Here is a 25,488-nt window from a genome sequence, read left to right as displayed (position 1 = left end):
GCGACAGATTTCCTGCTCGTGCTCAATTAAGAAAAACTTCCGCTATTAAATAGTTAGTTAGTAATGTAATTCATCACACATCTTACTGTGTTATATTTAGCTTTAACAACTTGTTGAAAGAGTGCAGAAACCTGCCGGTTGAATGAGTTATAAATACAATTTGTCGGAAATGATTGCAAAACCAGATGTTAACTTTTTAACAGGCTTTAGCCATTGCGAGGTGCAAACTTTTTATAAGCAGAGGGTGAGTTAGCGTTATAACTAACAAATGTAGTTACGATAGATTTAACATCAGCAATACAATATTAAACCCGAACGATCCCCGCGCGGATTGAACAATAAGAGTCAATTCCTAAATTTTTATAGATAATCCGGATGGTTCAAAAACAGGTGAGAGCTTATTTAATATTAAGAAAAAACCGCTATATTTAGCGGTTCATTGCCTGGTCCACGCGCGCTCAAAGCAGACATTGCCCTTATGCAAGTCTGCTTCGCGCTATAAGACATTACCCCCGCAGCCACGGCGTAATCGTCAGCCCGGTAAGCAAGCCTTCCGGGCTGAGCAGGCGAGTGACGGTTTGCCCCCACGGTTCCATACGGTTAGCCACCAGTAACCGATAGCCTTTTTCACTCAGAATACGGGTAGCAGAATCGAGATCCTGTACTTCGTATTCAACCCATCCCTGCGGTATCGGGTGCTCAGCGGGCCACTGTTCTTCGCCAAAACATGACATAGCCGCCTGTGCGAGCGGCCAGACGGCAAAATGCTTCACGCCTGCCAGCTGGCCCTCTTCAGTGAGCAGATAATCGGTATTCCCCTCCATCGGCTTCAGCGGGAGGCCGAGTGTATGGACATAAAACGCGGTGCTGGACTCCGTATCCCGAGAAATGGGCCCGAACCCGGCGACAAACAAGACATCCATTCCCGCTAACGTCTGCGACATATCTACTCCTGCGTGAGGTGAAATTCACCCTGAATTTATATTACGACTGGTTGAAATACGACTCTCAATTCTGGTATCGCATTCATCGTGCCTGCACGCCCACGACGGGTTTAAAATTCAACGCGATGACGATCAGCAGCATGACTCCCGCACTCATGATCAGCCATGCGCTGGTCAGCGAGACCGAACTGTCGCGAACGATCCCCGCAATTAACGGCATAAGCGCGGCGATCATGTATCCACCTCCCTGAACTTTTGACAGTAATTTCCCGGCCTGCGCGGGCGTTCGCGCATGATCGAACGTAACGATGAGCGACAGCGGGAAGAGGGCGCCGATCCCGATGCCAAGCAGTAGCGTGGATAATACCGGCGTTGTACCCGGCGAAAAGACCAGACACAGGAGTCCCGCCAGCAGCAGCAACAATACGGCGATCAGCGGCACGCGACGGTCGGGGAATTTACCGATCAGCGCGGAGATGGCAAACCCTGCGACAACCTCGGTTAACGTCAGCCAGGCCAGCATGTAGCCGCTGCTGCGTGCGGACCATCCCGCCTGAATATAGAGTGGGGGCAGCCAGGCCAATACCAGCGTATAGGCTCCCGTTCCCACGCCGAAAAAGAGCAACAGCAGTGCCGTACGGGAGGAGGAGAGCGTAACGGTTTCGGGGGCTGTTTTTTCCCCCTGAGGATGCTTAACCAGGGTTAACCACAGTATCAGCGCCAGCAGAGCTAACAGCCCGGCCATTGCCAGCGCGGGCTTCAGCGTCAGCCATGAAAACAACGGCTCGGCGCTGGCGGCGGCGACTGCCGCACCGGCCATAATGCCCGTGCTGAATAGCGACATTATCGTGCTGGCCGTTTGCGTATACTCCTTTTTTATCAGGGCAGGCATTAAGGCCTGGATCGTGCCGATACTTGCCCCGCCCAGTAACGCGGTGCCCATAAGACTCTCCGGTGAGGCGCTAAAACCGCGTAATAAACAGGCCATAAGCAGGATGAAGAGCCCGAGCATAATTCCCCGTACGGCACCGACTCTGGCTAAAAGCCAGGGGCCACACAGGGCAGCCAGTCCCATCATCGCGACCGGCAGGGTGGTCAGCAGGCTAAATTGCGTAGCCGTTAGCCCCGCTTCGCGCTGCAGCACGGAAAACAACGGTCCGACAGAGGCCAGAATGGGGCGCAGGTTCAGCCCGACGATAAAAGCGATAACGGCGAAGAGTAAAGGCGATGTGCGTTTCAACAGGAGATCCTTTTCGGTTGTGAATGGCCGGGCAAATTGCCACAAGCATTTATCTTAACGTTAAGATAAAATGTGTTTTTGCGTAAGATGTACCGCACAACAGGATAAATACCCACGCCATCAGGGGTGAAAATGAAAGACCATGTAGACTTCGTTGTCGGCCAGTGGAACCGTGCCATGCCGGAACTGGACGCCTCATCGATGAAAATTTTTGGCCGAATGCTCCGGCTGATGAAGCATTTGGGAAAAGAATGGGCGGAGGCGATGGCGCAGTTTGGTTTTCGCGAGGGCGAGTTTGACGTGCTCGCCACGCTGCGCCGCGCCGGTGAGCCGTACTGCCTTTCCCCCACACAGCTGTATAAATCGCTGTTGATCACCTCAGGGGCGATGACGAACCGGCTCAGCCATCTCGAAAAGCAAGGGCTTATCAGGCGAATTGCCGATCCGGATGACAAGCGCAGTACCCTCGTAAGCCTGACGGCACACGGGCAGGAGCGTATCGAACAGGCGCTGATCGTGCACACACAGACGCAAAATGCGCTGCTGAGCAACTTGTCTGACGCGCAGCGCGCGCAGCTTGAGTCCCTGCTGAGGGAGCTGCTGCTGACGTTTCCGTCCGAGGACCTGGGCGACAAGTCACCGAGTGCCGATAATACAAAAACTGCATAGTTAAACCTCACAGAAAGGGAATGTATGTCTTTACCGCCACTGTATGCGCTGCGCGCGTTCGAAGTTGCCGCAAGGCTGAACTCCTTCAGCAAAGCGGCTGAAACACTCCATATCACGCCGGGGGCGGTCAGCAGGCATGTCCAGACGCTGGAAATGTGGTTCGATTGCGAATTGTTTAAACGACAGGGGCCGAGAGTGGAGGTCAGCGATGCCGGACGTATTCTGGCCGGGCAGCTTAGCGAAAGTTTCTCGAATATTGAGTGGGCCTGTCGTGCATTCAAAAGTGAAAACCACCTTCTGCGCCTTAAAGCACCCAGCTCGCTGACGATGCGATGGCTTCTGGATGTGCTTAAATCCTTCCGCGAGAAGCACGCCAAGCCCAAAATCGAAATTGCCAGCGTCTGGATGGACTTCGATACCGTTGATTTCAGTCGTGAGCCTTACGATTGTGCGATCCTCCTCGGTAACGGCTATTTCGGCGAGTCAACAGAAAGCAGGCTGCTCTTCAGCGAATGGCTTATTCCCGTTTGTACTCCGTCTTTGCTGGAGTCTGCCCGGCATACGCTTCCAGATTGCGATCTTATTCATCCGTCACCGGACAGACGGGACTGGAAGCGCTGGCTGAAAAGGACGGGCTTATTCCCCGGCCTCGACATGAGCGGCGGAATCGTGTTCGATACCCTGGAGCAGGGAAGCCTTGCGGCCATGCACGGACACGGCGTGGCGATGGCCGACCTCCGGCTCACGCTCGACGCGCTGAAAAGCGGCCTGCTCGCGCTGCCTTTCAGGGAGGCGATAGCAACAGGGGACGGTTACTACCTTGTCTGGCCCAAAAATTCGCTCAGAGGACAGAGTATTGAACGGCTGCTGGCGTGGCTTAACCTTAACGCGCCGGTGGTGCCTTCTTTGGATATCGTCTGTCTTGATTACAATGAAAAGCGGGTTTAATAAATAGCGGAATATTTATTATGGGGTATCCCGCATATTGAACGTATTTATGCGTAGGGAATATTCGCCATCTTTTTATATCTTTCCGGCAGGGCGCTGTTCAGGTTAAGTAATTTATCGAGAATATAAAGCGCAGGCGTCCCTTTTGCACGTTCAGCATCGATCAGCGCAGTGCGTAACAGATTGGCAGCCGAGGTCATGGCACGGAAATACTCCTCGGATTCACGCGTCTGAGCTTCGCCTGACGCGGCGTAATGCACCTTTGGCCACTGCGCAAAGTCAAGCAGCGGAAGGATCCCATCCTCTTTTGGTAAATGCGCTGAGAGCAACTCTTCGGCGTTGCCCGGATTGCTTTGGGCGAAAGAGAGGAGGTGCAGTCGGTGGATGAAAGGTGAAAGCGCTTCTGAGCTTTCTTTTTCTGTTGAAAGTAACGTTATCAACTCATGCACATTTGCTTGGGCGCTAAATTTATGAGGCGAGATAATGTTCATTACATGGAATAAAACATCGAGTGTCATAGGTACTCCATACAGGCTTGGTATTATTTATTTTTTCTATCTCAGGGATGAATGGATGGTATTTCAGGGGCGTCACTTTTGAAAAACGATAAATAGTGGGAATCAATGTGAGTTTTACTCAACATAGGGTTTAATATCCTATGCGTTTCTTAGAGCCTGATGATTACCTTACAATGAGTGGTAAAACTTCTACGCAGAAAGAGTCTACAAAGCGAGCAAACATGAAATTCGAGAGTGCATCAGTTTTAGAAGAACTCCGGACCAAACTAAGACCCGCATCGGTCGTGCAGGTAGGTGGGTTCCGGCCGTCTGAAGATCCCATGACATCCTGGTTTCTAAAGGGCGTTTCTCTTGCAGATGAAGGATTACCCACCTGGAAGGGCAAGCCGATGTTTCCGCTTCTTCAGATTCGGGTCGACGAGCTTCCTGTTATTCCCGACCAGTTAAAGGGGATAGCCCTTCTGGTGTTATTCCACAATTTGGAACAACATCCCTTTGACGAACCGCACGGTGAAGGATGGTTAATCCGCGAGTATGCCACCCTTGAAGGGCTTCAGTTATTGCCTGAATTGGACACTCCGTATCGCGCGTTTCCTGTTCAATGGCTGAGTGTCATTGACGATGCACCTGGATGGGAAGATGCCTGGGACATTATTGATCTCTCTTGCGTAAATGATGATGAGCAGGCCTGTGATAGTTTTTTTGAGGACTTTAATCGCTACAGGGGAACCAAGGTCGGGGGATTTCCGGCTGAGATACAACACGGTGTGGGAATCGACGATTTTGTTTTTCAGGTTGGGTCGGAAGAAAAAGTAAACTGGATGTGGGCGGATAATGGTATCGGTTACTTTCACCGGTCATCAGAAGGGGAATGGCGATTTTCATGTCAGTTCTACTGATGATCCTCCTGCCGGGAGATATGAAAGCTTATCCATGCAGCGATTTGTTTCACAAATGCCATCGCCCATCAACCGTTCAGGATGGTATAACGTCTTGCGGCAATCGGGTTGCCGTAAGATGACCCCATTCACAAAGGTGTATATGAAACAAATTACTTTCAGTGACCTGCAGCAACAAAGCGAGCAGGCTGCAAATTCTCCTCGCTTACGCGCCCATCGCAATTTACACCCTGAGCTGAGCGACCCGGTGCAGCGCCTGGCCATCGCGATGGAACCCGGTACCTATGTTCGTCCCCATCGCCACCCGCACACGTTTGAACTGCTGACGGCGCTGAGCGGTCGCTTTCTGGTGTTGAATTTTGATGACAGCGGTAACGTGACCCAGCGCGTGGTGTTAGGTGAAGACTGCAAAGTGCTGGAGATGGATGCCGGTACCTGGCATGCCGTGCTGTCGCTGGATAAGGGCGGCGTTATTTTTGAGGTAAAACACGGTGGCTACCAGCCCGTTCCTGAGCACGATACCGCCCCATGGTCACCGGCTGAGAACGCACCCGGTAGCGCGGAGCTGATGAAATGGTACGCTCAGGCGCAGGTGGGTGACGGTGGTTTTACCCTGTAATTGTGCACTCATGTCCCCGGCGCGCAAAGGCGCACCGGGGAAGAGAGAGAGACGAACCCGCCAACTCAACTCGCCCTACTAAAATGCCAGTCGCGGGCAGTCGACAGCGTCACGAACGGACCTGCCAGGGTGCTGTTGTGATGGGCAATAATGTCGCTGGCGGATAAATAGTCATTATCCATTGTGGTATGCGCATCAGAAATCAATACCGTCCTGAAACCCAGCTCCGGTGCGGCCCGACAGGTCGTATCAACGCAAAACTCAGTTTTCATCCCGGCAATGACCAGCTGTTTGACACCTCGCTGATTAAGTTCTCGTAGCAATACCGTATCCCTAAAACAGCTGGGATAGCGCTTGGTGAAAACAACATCCTGCTCCTTCACGTCCAGCTCGGGTATCAGCTGTGTTAACGGACCCTTCTCTGAGAGCGGGGAGTCGTCTGGTCCAATATGGCGGGCAAAAAAGATGGGCACCTGCGCGCGTCGCGCGTGGGTGATTAACAAACGGATATTTTCCAGAACGGCATCGGCGGAACAGGGGGAAACCGGGCCCCGGAAGAGGCCCTGCTGCATGTCGATAACCAGGAGTGCATTGTCAGACGAAACCATTTTATTTCTCCATTCAGAGGGTGGTGAACGGAGAGATATTTCCCCGTCCAGAGTGGCGGGGATTGAGGTTCTGTTTGTCAGTCGTTTGCTACAGATACACTCACGCCGCCGAAGGTTCCGGTGGTGGTGAGCGTGGTTGTTGGCTGAACTGACTGATACATGCAATGACCTTTGTTTATTTCGCTGTTAGCGTAACTATCGCGTACAGTTATAGCGCTGGTGAGAGATTCTCTTCAATACACCAACATCAGTAGGTGCAACGTTAGCATTGCGCCGGGATGATATTATTGAATACTGCCGAGCCCTTGCAGGAATTCCTCAACCTGCTCAGGCGTCGCCGTATCTGCCTGGTAAAGGATATCGAGCTTAACGTTCTTCAACCCGCAGAAGCCAAATACGCCTTCGACAATCTGCGTCTGAATCGCCGTCGAATAGCCGTGTTTATCAAATCCGGTGAGATCGCTGCCGCCAGTGGCAATCAGGCGGACGGGAACATCCCGTAAGTTGCCCACAATCCGTCCGTCGTCGGCCACCTTATACGCCCAGTTCAGGGTTAATACGCGATCGAACCAGCCTTTCAACAGCGCGGGGACCGACCACCAGTACACGGGGAAGACAAACACCAACATATCCGCTCGCTCGACGCGCTGCTGCTCGCGCAGAATATCGTCGGGAAGGGCGCTCGGATCGCCATGATACAAATCAAGGTCGGCGCGAGACATGGCCGGATTAAACCCTTCAGCATGCAGATCGGTGATTTCAACCTGCGTACCTTGCTCGCGTAATTTTCCGGCAATATGGGTTGCCAGCGAATGGGATAATGAATTGTCGACAGGGTGAGCCGTCACGATCAGTGCGTTATTAATGGCTGATATAGCAGACATAGCGACCTCAGAATGGGGGAGAAGTGATACCTATATTACTATTGGTAACTTAGGAGTCAATCCGCCCCCGACGATCATTTTGTGCTATTCGCGTAGGTCTCCAGCACGCCGGTCATGGCGCCGCTGAGCATATCTTCCGCAATATTTCGGGCGAGTACACCGTTGCCCGCCGCGGTGCTGAGCGCGTCCGCCGCGCCAATGATGGCCGTCAGTACCGCTTCCCCCTGAACGCCTTTTAAGACGATAAAAGGGGAAAGCGCGGTACGCAGGCAGTCGGCACATTCGGCCACGCATGCCTCACGAAACGTCTGCAACGCGTGGGAACCGGACAGCGCAGCCGCGATTGGCCCGGTTTCGGGCCCGGCAGTAATGGCGCAGTCGATATAGGCGGCACTGAAAAAGCGGATCGTCTTTTCCAGCGTTTTGCTGTCGACCGCCAGCGTCTCACGGAATTTCGCCAGCTGCCGATCGCTGTAATCCTGGTACAGCGCCATCAGCAACCCTTCACGATCGCCAAAGTGGTCATAGGGGATAGGCTTGGTGACGTTGGCCCGCTCGGCCAGGTAGCCAAGCGTCAATGCCTCCGTGCCTTGCTGGCGAACGATTCCGCGCGCAACTTCCAGCAACTGCACGCGGCGGTCCTCTTTTCTTAAGCGCTTAACAACCATACTTTCCTCAAAACTGTTATCTACTCATGGTAGTTTACACGCTTTCTGCGGGGCGCTGCACGCGTTGTTCCACAGGGCGGATCCGGAACCATATCGCATACATCGCGGGCAGGAAGACGAGCGTGATGATCGTCCCGCCCAGCGTCCCGCCGATCAGCGTCCAGGCCAGCGTGCCCCAGAACACCGAATGCGTCAGGGGAATGAACGCCAGCACGGCCGCCATGGCGGTCAGCAGGACCGGGCGCGCGCGCTGGACCGTCGCTTCAACCACAGCCTGGAACGGCTCGAGACCGTCCTTCTTGTTATGATCGATTTGACCGATCAGGATCAGCGTATTGCGCATTAGAATGCCGGAAAGGGCGATCAAACCGACCAGCGCGTTGATGCCAAACGGCTGATTGAAAATCAACAGTACAGGCACCACGCCAATCAGCCCCAGCGGAGCGGTTAAGAACACCATCACCATCGCTGAGATTGAGCGCACCTGCAAAATGATGATCAGCAGCGTCAGGGCAATCATGATCGGGAACAGCGGCAACATGGCCTGCGTGGCTTTGCCCGATTCCTCAATCGAACCCGCCATGTCGATACGGTATCCGGCCGGCAGCGCATTAACAATCGGCTGGAGCTGCTTCATGATGGCGACCGACACATCCGGTGGTTGAAGATTGTTAGCGATATCTCCCCGCACGGTTATCGTCGGGGTGCGATCGCGACGACGCAGGATCGGATCTTCCATACCAATCTCAATCTTGCCGATTTGAGACAGCGGAACGCGCTGTCCCGCATTGCCGACAAGGGTAAAGCCCTCGATTTTTGCCGGGTCAAGACGGATATCTCCCGCCGCGCGGCCAATCACCTCTACCGAGCGAATATCTTCCCGCACGGAGGTGACGGGCACACCTGACAGCAGGAACTGAAGCTGCTCGGCAACGGCACTGGAGGTTAAGCCGGTCGCCTGCAGGCGGTTTTGATCGAGGGTGAAATGCAATACGGGAACGCGTGACCCCCAGTCGGTGTTGACGGTTCTCATCATCGGGCTTGCCTGGAGCACGGCTTTCACCTTATCAGCGATGTCATGCACCTGTTCGACATCCGGACCCGTCACGCGCCAGGCAACCGGGAAGGGCGAGTAAGGGCCAAACACCAGCTGGGTCACCCGCACGCGCGCTTCAGGCGCAAGGCCGTTGGCGACCGCTTCTCTCAGCCGGAGCTTGAGCGCCTCGCGTGACGTCTCGCTGTCCGTCAGGATCACGATTTTCGCAAAAGACGGATCGGGCAGTTCAGGCGCCATCGCCAGATAAAAGCGGGGCGAACCCTGACCAATATAGGCGGTAACAATTCTGGCTTCAGGCTGCTGGCCCAGCCACGCTTCTATTTTTGCCGTTGCGGAGCTGGTTTGCGCTATCGAGGTGCCGTAGGGCATCTGCACTTCAACCAGCACTTCCGGGCGATCGGAGGTCGGGAAAAATTGTTTTTTTACCAGCCCCATGCCGAGCACGGCCAGGATGAATATGGCGACCACAGCGCCGGCCACCCGCCATTTCCTGGCGATAACGCGGCCAAGCAGCTGGCGAAAACGGTTATAGCGAGGCGTGTTATAGATGGCGGCATGACCGCCTTCTACTTTGGGGATCGCCGGCAGGATCTTCACCCCAAGATAGGGCGTGAACACCACCGCGACAAACCACGATGCAATCAGGGCGAGGCCGACAATCCAGAACATATTGCTGGTGTATTCCCCGGCGGTCGACTGGGCAAAACCATTCGGCATAAAGCCAATGGCCGTCACCAGGGTTCCGGCCAGCATGGGCGCGGCGGTATGGCTCCAGGCGAAGGCCGAGGCTTTGATTCTGTCGTAACCTTCCTCCATTTTTACCACCATCATTTCGATAGCGATAATCGCATCGTCAACCAGCAGGCCGAGGGCGAGGATCAGGGAGCCCAATGTCACGCGGTCAAAGTTTATTCCCGCGGCTTCCATCACCACGAAGACGACCGCCAGCGTCAGCGGGACCGCCGCCGCAACCACCACCCCCACGCGCCAGCCCATGCTGACAAAACACACCACCATGACCACAAGCAGGGCGACGAAGAATTTGATCATAAACTCATCGACCGACGAGCGAATATTCACGGACTGGTCGGTGACTTTGGTCAGGGACATGCCAAGCGGCAGGCTATCATTGATTTTTGCCGTTTCCGTATCCAGCGCTTTACCCAGCGCCAGACCGTTCCAGCCTTCGCGCATCACGATGCCCAGCAGAAGGGCGGGTTCATGCTGATTACGTATCAGCATCGTCGGGGGATCTTCGTAGCCTCGCTCAACCGTTGCCACGTCGGACAGCTTGAGCGTTTTGCCCTGAGCAACAAAAGGCGTATCGCGGATTTTCTGCAGTTCATCGAACGCGCCGTCCAGGCGGATAAAAATTTGCGCGCCTCGGGTCTCAATGGAACCCGCCGCGGTCAACGCGTTCTGGCTGTTGAGCGCATTGAAAATATCCTGGGGTGAGAGCCCTATCGTCGCCAGACGGTCATGGGAGAAGGAGATATAAATCCGCTCGGCCTGTTCGCCGATAATGTTCACTTTTTTCACGCCGGGAACGTGCAGAAGCTGCTGGCGCAGGCCTTCGGCATCACGTACCAGCTGCCGCTGCGGTTCGCCTTTCGCTTTCAGGGCAAAGAGGGCAAAGGTGACATCCGAGAATTCGTCATTGATCATCGGGCCGATGACGCCCGCCGGAAGACGTTGAGATTCATCTCCAAGCTTCTTACGCGCCTGATAGAACTCCTCCTGCACTTCGGCAGGCGGGGTCTTGTCCTGCAATGACAACGTGATAAACGCCATGCCGGGACGGGTATAGGTTTCGGTACGGTCGTACCATTTGAGCTCCTGCAGGCGCTTTTCCAGCGGTTCGGCGACCTGATCCTGGATCTCCTGCGCGGTGGCGCCAGGCCAGACGGTTATCACCGTCATTTGCTTTACCGTGAAGGGTGGATCTTCCGCGCGACCGAGCCCAAAGAAGGCGTAAATTCCGGCAATGGTGACCAGAACGATCAGAAACAGCGTGATGGAACGTTCGCGGACGGCCAGCGCTGACAGGTTGAAGCGGCTTCCGCTCATGGTGTGTTCTCCGCCAGGGCGGCGTTGCGTTGTTTGGCAAGCCTGACGACCTCACCTTCGTGCAGAAGATGGGCGCCTAACGCAACAATTTTCTCACCGGGCTTCACGCCGCCCGTGACCTGCACCGCATCTTCACCCACGCTCAGTACCTTGACGGGCGTCCATGCGACTTTTGCCGGCTGGGCGGAAATACGCCAGACGCCGGGACCTTTTCCTGCATCATAGAGTGAAGCCAGCGGAACCTGCATGACCTGACCTTCCGCTTTATTGTCCTGAATGTTCAGCGTGACGGTCGCCCCCAGCGGCGCGTTTGCCAGCAGGCCATCCAGCACGTAGCGGGCTTCATAAGTGCGGGTCGCGGCATCGGCAGAGTCAGACAGCAGGCGCAGCGTTGCGGTGACCGGGTTTTCTTCTTTGCCATAAAGGGTGGCCTGCGCCTCGCTGCCGACGGCAGGGCGCAGCGTTTCCGGAAGCTGCACGAGCGCTTCGCGTTGTCCCGCTCTGGCGAGCCTGATCACCACCTGTCCGGCACTGACGACCTGACCCGGCTCGGCGAGCGTCTCCATGACCACGCCGTCTGAATCCGCCAGCAGTACGGCATAGCCCGTGGCGTTTTGCGCCACGTTGGCCTGTGCCCGGGCGGCGCTGAGATCGGCTCTGGCCGTATCGGCCGCCGCCTTGATCTGGTCATACTCCGAGGCAGATACGGCGCCGGATGCCACAAGGCCGCGATAGCGCGCTTCATCGCTGGAGGCTTTTCGCGCGCGCGCCTGGGCAGCATCTACCGCGCGCTGCTGCGCCTGAGCCTGTAATTTCAGGTCAACGGGATCCAGGCGCAGTAAGGGCTGGCCCTGTTTGACGGTCTGCCCCGTATCAACCAGTCGCTCAAGGATTTTTCCCTGAACCCTGAAACCCAAATCGCTTTGCGTTCTTGCGACCACAACGCCCGTGAAGGCGCGGGCGGTATTGTTCGCAAGCTCAACGGAAGCGGATCTGACGAGCGGTGGCTTTGTGCGCGGATCGTCACTCGCGGAAATATCGCCGCATGCCACCAGGGCAAACGGCAGGAGACAAACGGCAACGCGGGCTGAAGTGAGCCTGAGCATGGGAAACCTTTTTGACGTAACAGGACGGTATCCGCATTCTCTGACTAGTGACCAAAAATGTCAATGGTCACAATTTAGGGGGCCAGGCTTCTTAAAATCAGTGAAGAGAGAAGCACCGCCGCGGTGGGGGCCATTTCGAGGTTGTACTGTAGCTGGATGGGATTGATAAAAGGACACATCACCATGTGGATAGCCTGTGTGACCTCATCCAGCGGCGTTTTTCTCTCAAACTCTCCGGCCTGCCTGCCTTCGATAATGATGCTCTCAATTAGCTTCATCAGGCTTTCTGCATACCGTTCTGTCGACGGCCACTGCTCGCGTGCGGCGACGGCGGCAATGTCGTACAGCTTACGGTCGTGGAAAAACAGCTCGCTTCCCGCTTCGGTGAGCGCTTTGAAAAGACGGCGTAATTTTTCGCTTGCTGACGGCGCATCCTTGATGGCGGAAAGCACCGCCGCCATGATCAACTCCAGGCGGTTAGCGCAGATCACCTCGCCGATAGCCTGTTTGGAATCGAAAAACTTATAAATGTAGGACTTAGAAAAACCGATGGATTTAGCCAGCTCGGCGACGGTGGTTTTTTCATAGCCGTAGTGACCGAAGTGCTCAAAAGCGGCTTCGACGATTTGCTCTCTGACAGCGTGGTCAAGTGGACCACGTGCTGATGGGGGGTTCATATTTTTAGTCATTATTTAAGCTTAGCGTGACAGGCTACGATTAACAACGAGTGACCATTTCGTACTTTGGTTACCGTCATTCATGATGCGCCCTTCAGACGGGACGATCAACCAGGTGGGGTAAGTGTATCACTGTTTTTCGTGCACTATGGCATCTATCTGTCTGCGATAAGCGAGGATTTCAGCGCAACTCCCTTGCACTGAACAGAGCCGTTTTTGCTTAAGCCGAGCGTGGACGCAATATTTTTTCAACGATGAGCACCAGATGCTTTCGCGTCACGAACCGGTGTAGCTGCCCCAGAAGCCAGTTACCGCATCCGGTAATCAGGGTGCTACGGTTACTCTCCACGGCCTTTAGCGCCAGGGCGACCACCTTGTCTGCGGGCATTCTTTTACCTACCGAGGCTTCCTCCGCATTCACCACATCAAAAAAGGCCGTATCCGTTGCGCCGGGGCAAAGCGCCAGAACGCGGATGCCCTTTGAGCGATACTCACCCCACAGCGCATTCGAAAACGAGAGCAGGAAGGCTTTGGTTGCGCCATAAATCGCCATATAGGGATCCGGCTGCATCGCGGCCGTTGAGGCCACGTTAATAATCATCCCCGAGCCTTTCTGGAGCATTCCCGGCAGCATGGCGTGCGTCAGCTCCACAGGGGCCAGGCAGTTCACGTTTATCTCATCACGCTGCCTGTCGATAGAGAGCTTTTCGAATGGCCCATAGGTGGCGAACCCGGCGCAGTTGATCAGAATGTCGGGGAAACGCCTTAAGGTTTCAAGCCGTTCCACAATGTGGGGAATGGCTTCCGGTTTCACTAAATCCTGCACAATAATCGTGATGGATACGCCATGCTTTCTGACTAACTCTGCGGCAAGCGCCTGCAGCTTTGGTTCGGAGCGGGCGATCAGGATCAAGGCCACGCCGCGGGCCGCGAGCTGCCTGGCAAAATCACGACCTATGCCCGAAGACGCTCCGGTAACCAGCGCTGTTTTTCCTGTATAATCAAAAGAATTCATATTTTTAATCCCGTTTCCCTAATGTATGCCGCACAGGATAAACCGTGCACTTAGGTACACGGTCAAGCGTGATTTTTACAAGGTGAGGGCGGCGCGATGCGAATTGGTGAACTGTGTGCGAAAACGGGATTATCGAAAGAGACGGTGCGTTACTATGAGCGGCAAGGGCTATTAGAGAATATCCCGCAACCTAATCGCAGCAATAACTACAAAGTCTATTCCGCCGTTGATTTACAGCGTTTAAACATGATCAAGCATGCCAAAATGCTGGGTTTTACCTTAGCCGAAATCTCAGAGGTTTTAGCTGTCTGGATTGACGACAAATTTACCGCTGAGCAAAAACAAGCGTCCCTGCGCCGCAAGCTGCAGCAGCTGGAAGAGAAAGACGCGGCGCTAATTGAACTCAGAGCCAGGATAATCAATGCGATTAATAAGGTTGGTCAACCTTGTATCGACGAGTTTTGAGCGGAGGCCGCAAAACCGATGCGGCCTTATCTATCACGCAGCCAGTTCAGGCATCTGTTCCTTCACGAAATTCAACACCCTCTTCGCGTCCAGAGACGCATAGGGCAGGCTCTCAATAATGGCGATTGAATGCGTATTACCCACCGTCTCTTTTATCTCATCGAGTTTGTACTGAATGTGCGGTGCGACGAGAAAACCATCGAAAGCGGGAGCAACACTGGCGAAGTTATCCAGCCCAACAGCGCTAATCATCAGCGGATAGCCTTCACGTTCTGCCAGAGACTGCATCTTTTTGGCGAGAGAGTTTGCGGTATTACCAAACAAACAACATATCAGAAGCTTTTTCATGTTTTGTACCTCCTGAAAACCGCTCCCAGAGTAGTCCTGAGGTTGTCACCGAAATGCGCGCTATCTCTTATTTTGATGTTTTATTAATATGTCATGGCGGGGTCAGGCCATCTCTTTCCACTGATAAAATTTTTTCGAGGCAAGCGAGAGCATGTCTAAATCTTCCTTCGTATCGCCATAGGCATAGATGACGTTGTAGGAAGATAAATCATAATGATCAATTATCTTCGTTTTTTTTAAACGGGCGCTGCAATCACCCTTTTTGTATTTTCCGGTTGCTTTTCCACCTGAAAATGCCACTTCACTGCATAAGAGTTCCAGACCATTCTGCTCGCACCACGGTTTAAGGTATAAATCAAGCGAGGCTGAGACCACTACCACCGTATCCCCTTGAGACTTATGCCAGCTGATTTTCTTCATGGCATCCTCCCGCAACAGGGCAGGAATTTCGGTTTTACTGTAGAAAAGCCCGGCCTTTTTTAATTCAGCTTCTGATTTGCCAGCTAACGCTATTCTTACCACTTTTTTTCGTAAAACCGACCCCGACAACGCACCGATTTTATAGGCGAGGATGTAGGGAAGAAGGCGCAGCTTTCCACGCCGTAGCGTTTTTTCATCAACAGAGCGATAAATAAACGGGGTGAAGGTGTCGGAAAACGTTATCGTTCCATCGAAGTCGAAAAAAGCAATATTTGTAGTCATAAGCCGTTAAGACGGGATAATGAGTTGTATCGGGCGAGTGTATCACTGTTTATTGCGTTATTGTTTTTTTAGCCAGTCGAGAAAAAACTGGCTAAACGCAGTGACCTGAAGCGGCTGCAGCTTGCGCTGCGGGTAAACAAACTGCAGCCCGACATCTTTGCGATCGTACCGACTAAAACCGGTGAAGCTGTCGGCAAACAGTACCGTGAGTCTGCCTGTATCAACATCGTCTTTTACATCCCACCACGATTTCCCCGCGATGCCAGCCCCGCTGAGCGCCCACTGGCGAAGCAATGCTCCGTCGTCGCACACCATGGCAGGCTCTACGCGTACAATGCTTTCTTCGCCATTGGTTTCAAAGCGCCATTCGTTCATCACCACACCCTGAGACTCAAGTGCCAGGCACCGATGCTGAGCCAAATCTGCAAACGTGGCGGGGATGCCGCGTTCGTTAAGGTACCCCCCGGAGGCGACCAGTACCCGATGGTTCGGGCGGATGTTTCTGACGACAAGGCTGCTGTCCGGCAGGTTGCCGAAACGCACGCTCATATCCAGCCGGTTAGCGACCAGGTCCTCAACGTGTTCTTTTAACGAGATGAAAAATTTAACGTCAGGATGGCGTCGGGAGAATTCCACGACGGCGGGGCTAAGATACTGTCTGCCAAAGTCCGAGGGGGCAGAAAGGCGAATGTTGCCGCTGAGCACGCCTTCTTTTTGCGTCAGTAACGACTCGGCGTGATGCATCTCCTCCAGCACGCGAAGCGCGGCATGGTAAAACTCTTCCCCGGCGCGGGTCAGCGTGATGGACCGCGTTGAGCGGTGAAACAGACGGGTCTGGTAACGCTCCTCAATCGCCTTCAGCCTGGCCGTCATGGTGGCGGGGGAAAGCGACAGGCGTCGTCCTGCGGCAGAAAGACCGCCAGCCTCGGCCACTTCAACCAGTAATGCCATGTCTTCGAGTTTGCCCATTATTCATGTTTTCCGAAAAGTGCATCTGCTTTTAGCGTAATTATCAAAACAAGATGCCGTCTGTAAAGTGATTTCGTCCAAACCATAAGGGATGAAAACATGCAACGTACCTCACTTTTTGAACGCTACAGGCTGGGGCAGCAAGACCTGAAAAACCGTATCGTCATGGCGCCGATGACCCGCGCACGCTCCCTTCAACCGGGCAATATTCCCTCCCCGCTGATGGAAGAGTATTACCGGCAGCGGGCCGGCGCCGGATTAATCATCACGGAAGCCACGCAGATCTCGCCTCAGGGCCAGGGATACTCATGGACACCCGGCATCCATTCGCCGGAGCAGGTTTCAGGATGGCAGCTCACGACGGGTGCCGTGCATCAGGCGGGCGGGGTTATTTTCTCTCAGCTCTGGCACGTGGGGCGAATGTCGCACGCCCGTTTTCATCAGGATGGTCAGCCCGTTGCGCCGTCAGCACTGGCGCCGGACGCGCAGGTGTGGGTGGTGAATGAACAGGGGGAAGGCCAGATGGTTGACTGCCCGCAGCCGAGAACGCTCTCGCGCAAGGAGATTCACAGCATCGTTGCGGACTATCGTCAGGCGGCACTGAATGCCGTCCAGGCCGGGTTTGATGGCGTGGAGATCCACGGCGGAAACGGCTATCTGATCGACCAGTTTCTGCGTCAGACATCCAATAAACGCACGGATGAGTACGGCGGCACGCTGGCGAACCGGATCCGCTTTGCTCAGGAGGTGTTAAGCGCCATTGCTGAGGCCATTGGCCGCGAGCGTACGGGCATTCGCCTTTCCCCGTTTATTACCCAGCGCGGGATGAACGATCCGCAGGTGACGGAAGCCATACTCGCGCTCGCGGCCTGGTGTGAGCAAAAAGGCATTGCTTTCATCCACCTGGCGGAAGCCGATTGGGACGATGCGCCGCAGGTACCTGAACAGTTCCGTCGATCGCTTCGCGAGACGTTTAGCGGAACCCTTATCGTTGCGGGTAACTATGACCTTGAAAAAGCGGAAAAGATCCTTGCTGCCGGCTATGCCGATTTGATTGCCTTCGGACGACCGTTTATTGCCAACCCGGATTTACCGCACCGGCTGGCGCACCAGCTGCCTCTGGCCCAGGTGCGCGACCCCGCCACGCTGTTTGGCGGCACCGCGACGGGCTATACCGATTACCCCATTTACATCCTGCAGGAGGAAACGTTATGACCCGTAAAACCTTAATTATCGGCGGCGCGTCCGGCATCGGTTTCGCCGTGGGCAGCCTGCTTGCCGGGCGAGGCGAGGAAATTATTCTTGCGGGCCGCGACGGCGCGAAGCTGAACGCTGCGCGGCAACGGCTGAGCACCCACGCCGCCTCTGTTCACACCCTCGTGCTGGATATCAGCCGTGAGGCAGAGCTTGTCGCGCTCGGTGAAACGCTGGGTGAGGTCAATAATATCGTCGTTACCGCAGGTTCACAGGCTCCGGGAGGGCTTCTTTCCGGGCTTGATCTCCGCGCTGCAAGGCTGGCCTTTGATACAAAATTCTGGGGAAGCATCAATGTCGCCCGCTATCTCAGCGGGAACATTGCTCCCCGCGGTACGCTGACGTTCACCAGCGGGTTCGTGGCGCGTCGCACCGTGGCGGGCGCCATTGTTAAAACGACGATGAATGCCGCGATTGAGGCCGCGACAAAAGCGCTGGCGAAAGAGCTTTCACCGCTGCGCGTCAACGTCGTGAGTCCGGGGCTGACCGACACGGAAGCGTACGCGGGCATGGACTCCGCCGCGCGGGAAAAAATGCTCGCCGGTGCGGCGGAAACCCTGCCAGCCAAAGCCTGGGGAAGGGCGGAGGACATCGCGCAAGGGTATCTTTTCGCCATTGATAATCCCTTTGTCACGGGGTCGATCATTGATATTGAGGGCGGGGCGTTAATTAACTGACCCTCGCGGATTTGAACCGCAGGAAATCGACTGCGGGTAATGTAATACTCTATTGAGAAATATCATGAAATATACGACGTGTTTTCGTCCAGCTGTGGCGATGCTTATTCTTGCCGGTCTGTCCGGCACCGCATTTTCGGCGCAGCTGGAATGGCTTCCACCGAAACAGCTTATTGTTGATAAGAGCCTGCCCCAGGCGCAATTAAGGGCGAATGAAGCCGTTGCCAGAGAATATGCAACGTTCTGGAATACGGGAGAAGAGTCCCTGGCGCGTGATGCGCTGGCGGTGAATTTCATCGATAAAACGCCTCCGGAAGGTCGTAAGCAAGGTCCCGAAGGCGCTATTTTAGCCTCCCGTGCGTTTCGTACAGCCGTGCCTGATTTACGCTGCGACGTTGAGCAAATGATTATTTCAGGCAATCGCGTGGTCTCGCATTTACATTTTCACGGCACCTTCACCGGGACATTTGGCAAGCTGAAGGGAAAGGGGCAGAAAATAGATTTTATCGCCACGGATATTTATGAGATCGCTGACGGCAAGATTGCGGCTAACTGGCATATTGAGGACAACCTGACGCTGATGAAACAGCTGGGCGCATTGTAAATTCACCACTCCGGGACGGCCCGGAGTGATGCGAAAATCCTATAAGCCAAGATCGCTCAGCGAAGGGTGATCGTCCGGGCGTCTGCCCAGCGGCCAGTGGAACAGCCGCTCGGATTCTTTTATCGGCATATCGTTTACGCAGGCAAAGCGTCGCTTCATCAACCCTTCCGGCTCAAACTCCCAGTTTTCATTGCCATACGAGCGGAACCAGTTGCCGGAATCATCATGCCATTCATAGGCATAGCGCACCGCGATGCGGTTATCCGTAAATGCCCAGAGCTCTTTAATCAGACGATAGTCCAGCTCTTTTTTCCATTTCCGCTCCAGAAACGCCCGGGCTTCTTCACGGTTAGTGGCGAACTCCGCGCGGTTGCGCCATTGGGTATCCAGCGTATAGGCCAGCGCGACCTTCGCCGGGTCGCGGCTGTTCCAGCCATCTTCTGCCAGCCTGACTTTTTCGATGGCGCTTTCACGCGTGAAGGGCGGTAAAGGAGGACGTGTGTTCATGGCGATTACCTCAGTGTTATATTATGTAGACAGGTCTGTCTACATGCGGTAATCTATGCCTGTAAAATAACGCTGTCAACATCCGTTTTGAGGCTACCAAAAAGTGAAAACAGAATCTGCAGGCAACGATACCAAAATCAGCGTCAGAAATAAGATATTACTTACGGCGCACGATCTGTTTTATTCCACAGGCTTCAGGGCGACAGGCGTGGATACGCTTATTAAAGAGGCTAAAGTGACGAAGGTGACGTTTTATCGTCATTTTCCGAGTAAAAGTTTACTTATTCTCGCCTATTTGCACTATCGGCACGAAATATGGATTGGCTGGTTTGAATCCACGCTGCGTCGACATCTTGATGAAGGTGAAATACCTTCTGATGCTATATCGGCAACGCTTTACGAATGGTTTATTTCGCCTGAGTTCCACGGCTGCGCATTTATTAATGCCAGCGCTGAGGCAAAATCGGAAGATATTGAAAGCGAAATAAAAGAGATATGCCGCGATCATAAAATCGAAACAAAGAATATTATTGCGTCGCTGACGAAGATCGCGGATGAGCGCGTCGTCAATGAAATCATGCTGCTCATTGACGGTGCCATTATTCATGCGCAAATGGGCATGGAGACGGATGATGTCATCACTCCGTTGAAGCGGGCATTAGCCGGGTTAACGGGATTTCCCCTTAACCCTCGTCGCGATGGCTGATAAACGTTTTAAGCATTTCTCCGGCACTAAGAATATGTCGCACGACTTCAGCTCGTGCATTCCCGGCATCCCGTTCCCTGCAGGCTGTAAGGATACCTGCATGGTCATCCTGAAAAACCGGTGTTGCTGAAAGGAGCTTTCGCTGAAGGTATTCATACCGCTCTATCTGATTGCGGGTATCATTAATCAGCCTCAGCAGGCGTTGGTTTTTGCACCCACTGTAGACAAGATCGTGGAACTCCCGGTTAAGTGTGCCCTGCATGTCAAATTCAGTCGTTCTGGCGAGAAGCGTATGCGTCAGTTCGGCCCTCGCCAGCGTATCAGAGCTCAGGTTTTTCACGCTTTGAAAGACGGCTTCCCCTTCCAGTAAGGCACGCAGGGAGTAAATCTCATCCAGATCATCAACAGAAAGCGTTCTGACAACAGCGCCGCGGTTCCTGAAAATTTCCACCAGCCCATCGCGTTCAAGCTGCCTGATTGCTTCTCTCATTGGGATTCGGCTGACAGAAAAATGACTGGCAAGATCCCTTTCAACAAGCCTCTCTCCATCACGCAGACGACCGCTGTTTATCATCTTTCTTAATTCACTGGCGAGCACGTCCGGGGTCGAAAGGGCGTTAAGTTGCATACTGTTTCTCCTGAAAAGATGGAATAATGGTATACCATCTGATAGCTTACGTCGAGACAGGTGATTGCGAACAAATATCGCCAGCAAAATCCATCGGATATCATTATCGGGAGCATCAAGATGAGCCATCGTGAGCATCATTATCAGGTTAAGGTCGAGTGGAAAGGGAACAAAGGTCGGGGGACGGAATCCTATAAAGCCTACGATCGTCTTTATGACATCACGGCGGGTGATAAATCTCCGATTTCAGGTTCATCAGACCCTGCATTTCTGGGGGATGCATCATGCTGGAATCCTGAAGATCTTCTTGTCGCGTCAGCCTCTGCCTGTCACAAATTATGGTATTTGCATCTTTGCGCGGAAGCGGGGATAAGCGTTTATACCTATATTGACCGGGCGGAAGGAACGATGCGCGAAGGAGAAAAGGGGTGTTTCACCTCTATTGTCCTGAAGCCTCAAATCACGCTTCGCCCAGGGGATGATATCGATCGCGCTGTGGCACTTCATCACCGCGCGCATGAGCTCTGCTTTATTGCTAACTCACTGAATTTCCCGGTGACCTGCCAGCCAACCATACTGCATAGCGCCCGTTCATCCGTCGATGAACAATAACGCTAAGCGTTGCATAACCTTCAACTGGGAATGAGTAAATGGCTTCTAACCGTACTTTCGCTCTCGATATAAGCTGGAAAACGCTGCTGAAAGACGCGGGGCTTGAGCCAGAACGCATTCTCCGCAGGGCAGGATTACCTGACGATCTCTTTTTGCAAAAAGCGCGCGGACTCGATACGAGTGAATACATTCGCTTCTGGAACGCGCTGGAGGCTGAAACGAACGATCCTGCCTTTCCCGTCCCGCTCATTGAGTTGATCTCTGCGGATGTGTTTGATCCGCCCCTTTTTGCCGCACTGTGTAGCAGCAATATGATGCAGGCTGTCCAGCGTCTGGCCAGATATAAACAGCTTATTGCTCCCATGGTTCTGGAGACAACGGTCGACCAAAACGGCAACCTTACCGTCTCACCGTGTTGGCTTTTTGCGACAACTATTCCGCCGTTTCTCCAGGTGGCAGAGCTGGGCTTCCTGCTCAAGCTTCTGCGTCTGGGAACTCGCGAGCCGGTTAACCCCTTACGGATCTGCGTTTCTGCGCTACCGTCATCGGTTCAGAACAGCCACTTTTCGCGTTTCTTTGGTACTGACGTGCAATACGGAGAACAGCCCGCCATCAGCTTTTCCGCAGCCGATGCGCTTCGACCCTTTTTAACGGTCAATGAGGGGATGTGGCAGGTGTTTGAACCGGAACTGCAGCGTCGTCTCGGTCAGTTAAATGAACGGGCTTCAACCGCCGATCGTGTACGAGCGGTACTCCTGGAGCTTATTCCCGGTAACGAAGCGACTATTGAAAAAGCGGCGGAGCGTCTGGGAATGAGCAAACGCACGCTGCAGCGCAGGCTTGAGCAGGAAGGGGAAAACTTTCGCAACCTTGTCAACGCGTGTCGTGAACACCTGGCCCGCCATTATCTTCGCAATACGCGTCTTTCCGGGTATGAGATCGCGTTTTTGCTGGGTTTCGAAGATCCTAACTCATTCTATCGCGCATTTATGACCTGGACGGGCCAGACTCCTGAAGCGGCCAGGACAGCCATGCGTCTTGAGTAAACACGTGCGTATGTATCGCTCTGATGGCGCAGTTTGCGAGTCACATGGCGCGATACGCTAGTTAACATGAGGTCGAAGGAGAGCAAACTAGCCACAGTCTACTCACCGAGGTATCTATGTTTACTCAGGACAAAAAAACTGCGCTGGTCACCGGTGCATCGTCAGGTATGGGCAAAGCCATCGCCCGTCGTCTCATTCAGGATGGCTATCAGGTTTACGCTGCTGCCCGTAGCGTTGAGAAAATGCACGATCTCGCCCAGCTTGGCGCGTACCCTCTGCGGATGGATATCTCACGTGATGAAGACATTTTGGCTGCAGTGAATACCATCATGTCGCAGACAGGTGGGGTTGACGTACTGGTCAACAACGCGGGTTTTGGGCTCTATGGACCGGTAGAAGAGATCGGTATTGAAGAAGCTCGCTATCAGTTTGAGGTTAACGTGTTTGGTGCGGCCCGCCTTACGCAACTGCTGATCCCGGCCATGCGTGCCAGACGCAGCGGTTACATTATTAATATCACCTCTATGGGGGGTAAGATTTACACCCTTCTGGGAGCCTGGTATCACGCAACGAAACATGCGCTTGAGGGATGGTCTGACTGTCTGCGTCTTGAAGTGGCTGAATTTGGCATTAAGGTTGTGATTGTTGAACCGGGTTTAATCGAGACAGGCTTTGGTGATGTGGTCAGCGGCAATATAGTTAAACGTTCAGCAAATGGCCCTTACGCTCGCCTCGTGGAGAAGGTGGCTAAATCGGTCAAAAATGCATATGGGAATGGCAGAGGCAGCGACCCGAAGGTGATTGCGGACGTGGTTGCCCGCGCCGTTAAAAGCCCTCATCCGCATACACGCTATGCAGCCGGCAAGTATGCAAAGATGCTCATCCGCATGCGTCTCTGGCTGGGAGACCGTCTGTTCGATCGCGTTATTCTTGGCCAGACGCTATGACCCAGGCACCGAGGATGAAAAAATCCTCGGTGTCAGTATGTGCCCTTACGCAAGGCTGTAAACCCCCGCTCCCCAGTAACCGGTACCCGGGGAAGTCTGTTCTTTCCAGCCTGATGCGATCAGTTCCTTCGCAATAAACCGATTGATCATTCCGTGCCCCATGAGCAAGACGGGGCCGTCAGAGTCCTTCGCGACATTCACCAGGATTTCTGCCGCCTTAACGGCACGTTCTTTTGCGACGCTCACGCACTCTGCCTCGCCAGACAGGCCGCAGAGCCAAAGAACGCGAAACAGCGCTGCCCAGTAAAAAGGCGATAGTCGTAACCCTGGAATACGGAACACCGGCAGCTCTGCTTCCCGAAAAACCTCATCAATTAAGCCCGGTTCACACCCCAGCGTTTTCAACGATGAAAGGGCTCGCGGGAGAGGGCTGCTGAGAAACGTGAGCGCGCGGTACGCCTGAATTTGAGCCCTTTCAGGCGGCCTGTCGCTGCCCGTCGAAGAGAGGTTATAGCTGTCGATCCATTCGGTCATTTCCCTGCACGAGACCCTTGGCGCCCCCCTATAATGGGGTTCTCCATGCCGCATCAAAATAATTTCCATACGTTCTAATCGCTAGTCCTGGTCATCCATTCAACACTGGCAGACTAGCGCGATCTGGTGAGGGTTTTCACCCACCCGTTTTGGTGTGTCGGGCGAGATCCATAACACGCGGGCTGTACTTAACGTCGTTCACCGCAATAATATATGCGGCAAGAATGTAACTGTTTTTGTCTTTCTCGTTTCGCACGGCATCACACCTAAAGCGGTTAGTAAGGATACCCTCCATGTCTCTTCGAATTCGACAGGCCACCGGGGCCGATTCAACGCTGTTAAGCGAGCTGGGATATCGCATCTATCCCGCCCATTTTCAGCATCTGTGGGTGTCAGAGGCAGAGATGAAGGATTTTCTGCACGGAGAGTACGCGCGTTCTGTAGTTGAACAGAGCCTGAAAGATAACGCTGTTTCCTGGTATGTTGCAGAGACCGATCGGCCAGTGGGATTCATGAAAGTGACCTGGGAAGCCATTCTTCCAGAAACGGACAAGAAGGGTGTTCTCCTCAATAAGCTCTACCTTGATCCCGCCGCAACCGGCAAGAACTATGGTCAGGTGATGTTCAACAACATCACAGACATGGCCCGGAGCAGGGGGAAAGACTATCTCTGGCTGGAGGTGCTTGAGCAGAACGCGGGAGCGTACCGGTTCTACCAGAAGCAGGGCATGCTCTGCGTTAAGAGCGTCCTTTTCGAAACCGCCTCACAGCAGAGCATACTCAGGATTATGGGGATGCCTCTTTAGAAAGCGAGTCATGCTGTGCCAGCGACAGCGCGCTGGCGCTGGCGGGATCGAACAGCGAGATGCTCTCAATCTGATTGAGTAAAATCACTTTGCGAAATGACATGGCGCTGCGGGGTTCCGAGTCGAGCGTAATGTCATGCTCCGCATACCACCGGCTGTAATTATTCTCGATGCGCAGGTTCATCGTCTTCTCGTCCCGGTACCCGCTCAACATCGGGATCAGCACGATATTGGCCGTTTTTTCATATTCCAGCGTCGCGGTGTGGATCATACCCACGTATATCCGCCTCGAGCGGAGCGTGACCTGCGCCAGCTCGCCTTGCTCCATACATTGATAGAGCAGTTGCTCGATCCCGCTCGCCTGCGCAAGCCGTTTGTAGAGCTTTTTCCGACTCTCGCCATCCAGCCTGGCACTGCCTGCCCAGTTAGACCGGTAGAGACAAAACAGGATGGCAAACGCCAGCATTACCACCACCGGCGCCTGAATGCCTAAAAAACTCCAGTTCATAAAGTCGATTTGCCAGTCGGTGTATTTCGGTGAGGCAAAGTGGAAAGCGTTGTTGGCGGCGGAAAGGCTAAGCAGCAGCAGCCAGAGCAACCCCGTGGCAATCACCCCCTGCAGAACGAAAATACAGCCGTAAAGCGCAACGAGAAAATAGACATCCCAGCCGAAGGAACGCTTGATTTTAAAGCGGGTCGACAGGTCGCGGCTGGTGTACCAGTACCCGCAGACCATCAGCACCATAAATATCGCCGTTCCCATA

At 53.9% G+C, this 25,488-nt stretch carries 30 protein-coding genes; 13 read left to right on the top strand and 17 right to left on the bottom strand.

Translation table 11 applies throughout. The annotated features are described in order from the left end of the window. Positions 1-506: 506 nt before the first annotated feature. Positions 507-944 (bottom strand): VOC family protein, encoded by a 438-nt coding sequence (locus BM007_RS02270; protein ID WP_090417088.1) that lies wholly within the window; start codon positions 942-944, stop codon positions 507-509. An 82-nt stretch (positions 945-1,026) separates the two neighbouring features. Beyond that, entirely contained in the window at positions 1,027-2,184 is a 1,158-nt protein-coding gene (locus BM007_RS02265) for an MFS transporter (RefSeq protein ID WP_090417087.1), read from the bottom strand. Between the two features lie 132 nt (positions 2,185-2,316). Between BM007_RS02265 and BM007_RS02260 the strand changes: the two genes are divergently transcribed. Then, a complete protein-coding gene (locus BM007_RS02260) occupies positions 2,317-2,853 on the top strand; it encodes a MarR family winged helix-turn-helix transcriptional regulator (protein ID WP_048993110.1) in 537 nt (178 codons plus the stop codon). Between the two features lie 24 nt (positions 2,854-2,877). Next, complete coding sequence (locus BM007_RS02255) at positions 2,878-3,801, top strand: LysR substrate-binding domain-containing protein (RefSeq protein WP_090417085.1); 924 nt, start codon at positions 2,878-2,880, stop codon at positions 3,799-3,801. 47 nt (positions 3,802-3,848) lie between these two features. Here BM007_RS02255 and BM007_RS02250 read toward each other — a convergent pair whose 3' ends face one another. Next, positions 3,849-4,319: a hypothetical protein gene (locus BM007_RS02250; RefSeq protein WP_024908022.1), complete on the bottom strand. Its 471-nt coding sequence runs from the start codon at positions 4,317-4,319 to the stop codon at positions 3,849-3,851. A 221-nt stretch (positions 4,320-4,540) separates the two neighbouring features. Between BM007_RS02250 and BM007_RS02245 the strand changes: the two genes are divergently transcribed. After that, complete coding sequence (locus tag BM007_RS02245) at positions 4,541-5,218, top strand: DUF1963 domain-containing protein (protein WP_090417083.1); 678 nt, start codon at positions 4,541-4,543, stop codon at positions 5,216-5,218. 142 nt (positions 5,219-5,360) lie between these two features. After that, entirely contained in the window at positions 5,361-5,837 is a 477-nt protein-coding gene (locus BM007_RS02240) for a WbuC family cupin fold metalloprotein (protein ID WP_014883727.1), read from the top strand. A 65-nt stretch (positions 5,838-5,902) separates the two neighbouring features. On the opposite strand, the gene BM007_RS02235 is transcribed toward BM007_RS02240, so the two are convergent. The 7 genes from BM007_RS02235 to BM007_RS02205 all read right to left on the bottom strand — a co-directional run bounded on the left by BM007_RS02235 (position 5,903) and on the right by BM007_RS02205 (position 13,919). Beyond that, positions 5,903-6,445: a cysteine hydrolase family protein gene (locus BM007_RS02235; protein WP_090417081.1), complete on the bottom strand. Its 543-nt coding sequence runs from the start codon at positions 6,443-6,445 to the stop codon at positions 5,903-5,905. 284 nt (positions 6,446-6,729) lie between these two features. After that, a complete protein-coding gene (locus BM007_RS02230; RefSeq protein WP_090417080.1) occupies positions 6,730-7,329 on the bottom strand; it encodes an NAD(P)H-dependent oxidoreductase in 600 nt (199 codons plus the stop codon). Between the two features lie 74 nt (positions 7,330-7,403). After that, positions 7,404-7,997, bottom strand: a complete 594-nt coding sequence (locus BM007_RS02225; RefSeq protein ID WP_024908017.1) for a TetR/AcrR family transcriptional regulator — start codon at positions 7,995-7,997, stop codon at positions 7,404-7,406. 34 nt (positions 7,998-8,031) lie between these two features. Further along, positions 8,032-11,121 (bottom strand): efflux RND transporter permease subunit, encoded by a 3,090-nt coding sequence (locus tag BM007_RS02220; protein WP_090417078.1) that lies wholly within the window; start codon positions 11,119-11,121, stop codon positions 8,032-8,034. Continuing rightward, positions 11,118-12,227: an efflux RND transporter periplasmic adaptor subunit gene (locus BM007_RS02215; RefSeq protein WP_024908015.1), complete on the bottom strand. Its 1,110-nt coding sequence runs from the start codon at positions 12,225-12,227 to the stop codon at positions 11,118-11,120. The genes BM007_RS02220 and BM007_RS02215 overlap by 4 nt, the downstream gene beginning before the upstream one ends. A gap of 74 nt (positions 12,228-12,301) precedes the next feature. After that, positions 12,302-12,916, bottom strand: a complete 615-nt coding sequence (locus BM007_RS02210) for a TetR/AcrR family transcriptional regulator (RefSeq protein ID WP_024908014.1) — start codon at positions 12,914-12,916, stop codon at positions 12,302-12,304. Positions 12,917-13,124: 208 nt separating this feature from the next. Beyond that, positions 13,125-13,919, bottom strand: coding sequence for an SDR family NAD(P)-dependent oxidoreductase (locus tag BM007_RS02205; protein WP_090417076.1), 795 nt, complete (start codon positions 13,917-13,919; stop codon positions 13,125-13,127). Between the two features lie 96 nt (positions 13,920-14,015). Between BM007_RS02205 and BM007_RS02200 the strand changes: the two genes are divergently transcribed. Continuing rightward, the gene (locus tag BM007_RS02200) at positions 14,016-14,384 is read left to right on the top strand and encodes a MerR family transcriptional regulator (protein WP_090417074.1); all 369 of its coding nucleotides are present in this window, start codon (positions 14,016-14,018) and stop codon (positions 14,382-14,384) included. A 33-nt stretch (positions 14,385-14,417) separates the two neighbouring features. On the opposite strand, the gene BM007_RS02195 is transcribed toward BM007_RS02200, so the two are convergent. The 3 genes from BM007_RS02195 to BM007_RS02185 form a co-directional block, all read right to left on the bottom strand. After that, positions 14,418-14,732, bottom strand: coding sequence for a PTS sugar transporter subunit IIB (locus BM007_RS02195; protein ID WP_090417072.1), 315 nt, complete (start codon positions 14,730-14,732; stop codon positions 14,418-14,420). Positions 14,733-14,834: 102 nt separating this feature from the next. Beyond that, complete coding sequence (locus BM007_RS02190) at positions 14,835-15,434, bottom strand: HAD-IB family phosphatase (protein WP_032647022.1); 600 nt, start codon at positions 15,432-15,434, stop codon at positions 14,835-14,837. A 57-nt stretch (positions 15,435-15,491) separates the two neighbouring features. After that, complete coding sequence (locus BM007_RS02185) at positions 15,492-16,403, bottom strand: LysR family transcriptional regulator (RefSeq protein ID WP_090417070.1); 912 nt, start codon at positions 16,401-16,403, stop codon at positions 15,492-15,494. Positions 16,404-16,502: 99 nt separating this feature from the next. On the opposite strand from BM007_RS02185, the gene BM007_RS02180 reads away from it, so the two are divergent. The 3 genes from BM007_RS02180 (at position 16,503) to BM007_RS02170 (ending at position 18,938) form a co-directional block, all read left to right on the top strand. Beyond that, entirely contained in the window at positions 16,503-17,618 is a 1,116-nt protein-coding gene (locus BM007_RS02180; protein ID WP_090417068.1) for an alkene reductase, read from the top strand. Then, entirely contained in the window at positions 17,615-18,334 is a 720-nt protein-coding gene (locus BM007_RS02175; RefSeq protein WP_090417067.1) for an SDR family oxidoreductase, read from the top strand. The genes BM007_RS02180 and BM007_RS02175 overlap by 4 nt, the downstream gene beginning before the upstream one ends. Positions 18,335-18,398: 64 nt before the next feature. Beyond that, on the top strand, positions 18,399-18,938 hold the full coding sequence (locus BM007_RS02170) for an ester cyclase (RefSeq protein WP_032647031.1): 540 nt from the start codon (positions 18,399-18,401) through the stop codon (positions 18,936-18,938). Between the two features lie 39 nt (positions 18,939-18,977). Here BM007_RS02170 and BM007_RS02165 read toward each other — a convergent pair whose 3' ends face one another. Continuing rightward, entirely contained in the window at positions 18,978-19,445 is a 468-nt protein-coding gene (locus BM007_RS02165) for a nuclear transport factor 2 family protein (protein ID WP_090417065.1), read from the bottom strand. 103 nt (positions 19,446-19,548) lie between these two features. On the opposite strand from BM007_RS02165, the gene BM007_RS02160 reads away from it, so the two are divergent. Then, positions 19,549-20,151 (top strand): TetR/AcrR family transcriptional regulator, encoded by a 603-nt coding sequence (locus BM007_RS02160; RefSeq protein ID WP_061715228.1) that lies wholly within the window; start codon positions 19,549-19,551, stop codon positions 20,149-20,151. Here the strand turns inward: BM007_RS02160 and BM007_RS02155 are convergent. After that, positions 20,129-20,779, bottom strand: coding sequence for a GntR family transcriptional regulator (locus BM007_RS02155; RefSeq protein ID WP_061715227.1), 651 nt, complete (start codon positions 20,777-20,779; stop codon positions 20,129-20,131). The two genes, BM007_RS02160 and BM007_RS02155, sit on opposite strands and share 23 nt — an antisense overlap. 120 nt (positions 20,780-20,899) lie before the next feature. Between BM007_RS02155 and BM007_RS02150 the strand changes: the two genes are divergently transcribed. From BM007_RS02150 to BM007_RS02140, 3 genes are all read left to right on the top strand, one after another. Further along, positions 20,900-21,391 (top strand): OsmC family protein, encoded by a 492-nt coding sequence (locus tag BM007_RS02150; protein ID WP_048989728.1) that lies wholly within the window; start codon positions 20,900-20,902, stop codon positions 21,389-21,391. Between the two features lie 38 nt (positions 21,392-21,429). Continuing rightward, the gene (locus BM007_RS02145; RefSeq protein WP_090417063.1) at positions 21,430-22,437 is read left to right on the top strand and encodes an AraC family transcriptional regulator; all 1,008 of its coding nucleotides are present in this window, start codon (positions 21,430-21,432) and stop codon (positions 22,435-22,437) included. 116 nt (positions 22,438-22,553) lie between these two features. After that, entirely contained in the window at positions 22,554-23,384 is an 831-nt protein-coding gene (locus BM007_RS02140) for an oxidoreductase (protein ID WP_090417061.1), read from the top strand. A gap of 45 nt (positions 23,385-23,429) precedes the next feature. Here the strand turns inward: BM007_RS02140 and BM007_RS02135 are convergent, their stop codons facing one another. After that, positions 23,430-23,972: a histidine phosphatase family protein gene (locus BM007_RS02135; RefSeq protein ID WP_090418191.1), complete on the bottom strand. Its 543-nt coding sequence runs from the start codon at positions 23,970-23,972 to the stop codon at positions 23,430-23,432. A gap of 239 nt (positions 23,973-24,211) precedes the next feature. Here BM007_RS02135 and BM007_RS02130 point away from each other — a divergent pair, with 239 nt between their 5' ends. After that, complete coding sequence (locus BM007_RS02130; RefSeq protein ID WP_090417060.1) at positions 24,212-24,724, top strand: GNAT family N-acetyltransferase; 513 nt, start codon at positions 24,212-24,214, stop codon at positions 24,722-24,724. Here the strand turns inward: BM007_RS02130 and BM007_RS02125 are convergent. Further along, entirely contained in the window at positions 24,705-25,487 is a 783-nt protein-coding gene (locus BM007_RS02125; protein ID WP_090417058.1) for a hypothetical protein, read from the bottom strand. The two genes, BM007_RS02130 and BM007_RS02125, sit on opposite strands and share 20 nt — an antisense overlap. Position 25,488: the final 1 nt, after the last annotated feature.

Source organism: Enterobacter sp. NFIX59 (genome assembly GCF_900113755.1).
Classification (GTDB): Bacteria; Pseudomonadota; Gammaproteobacteria; order Enterobacterales; family Enterobacteriaceae; genus Enterobacter; species Enterobacter pseudoroggenkampii.
The sequence above is the reverse complement of the archived record's forward strand: the minus strand, read 5'-3'. Positions and strand labels throughout refer to the sequence as shown.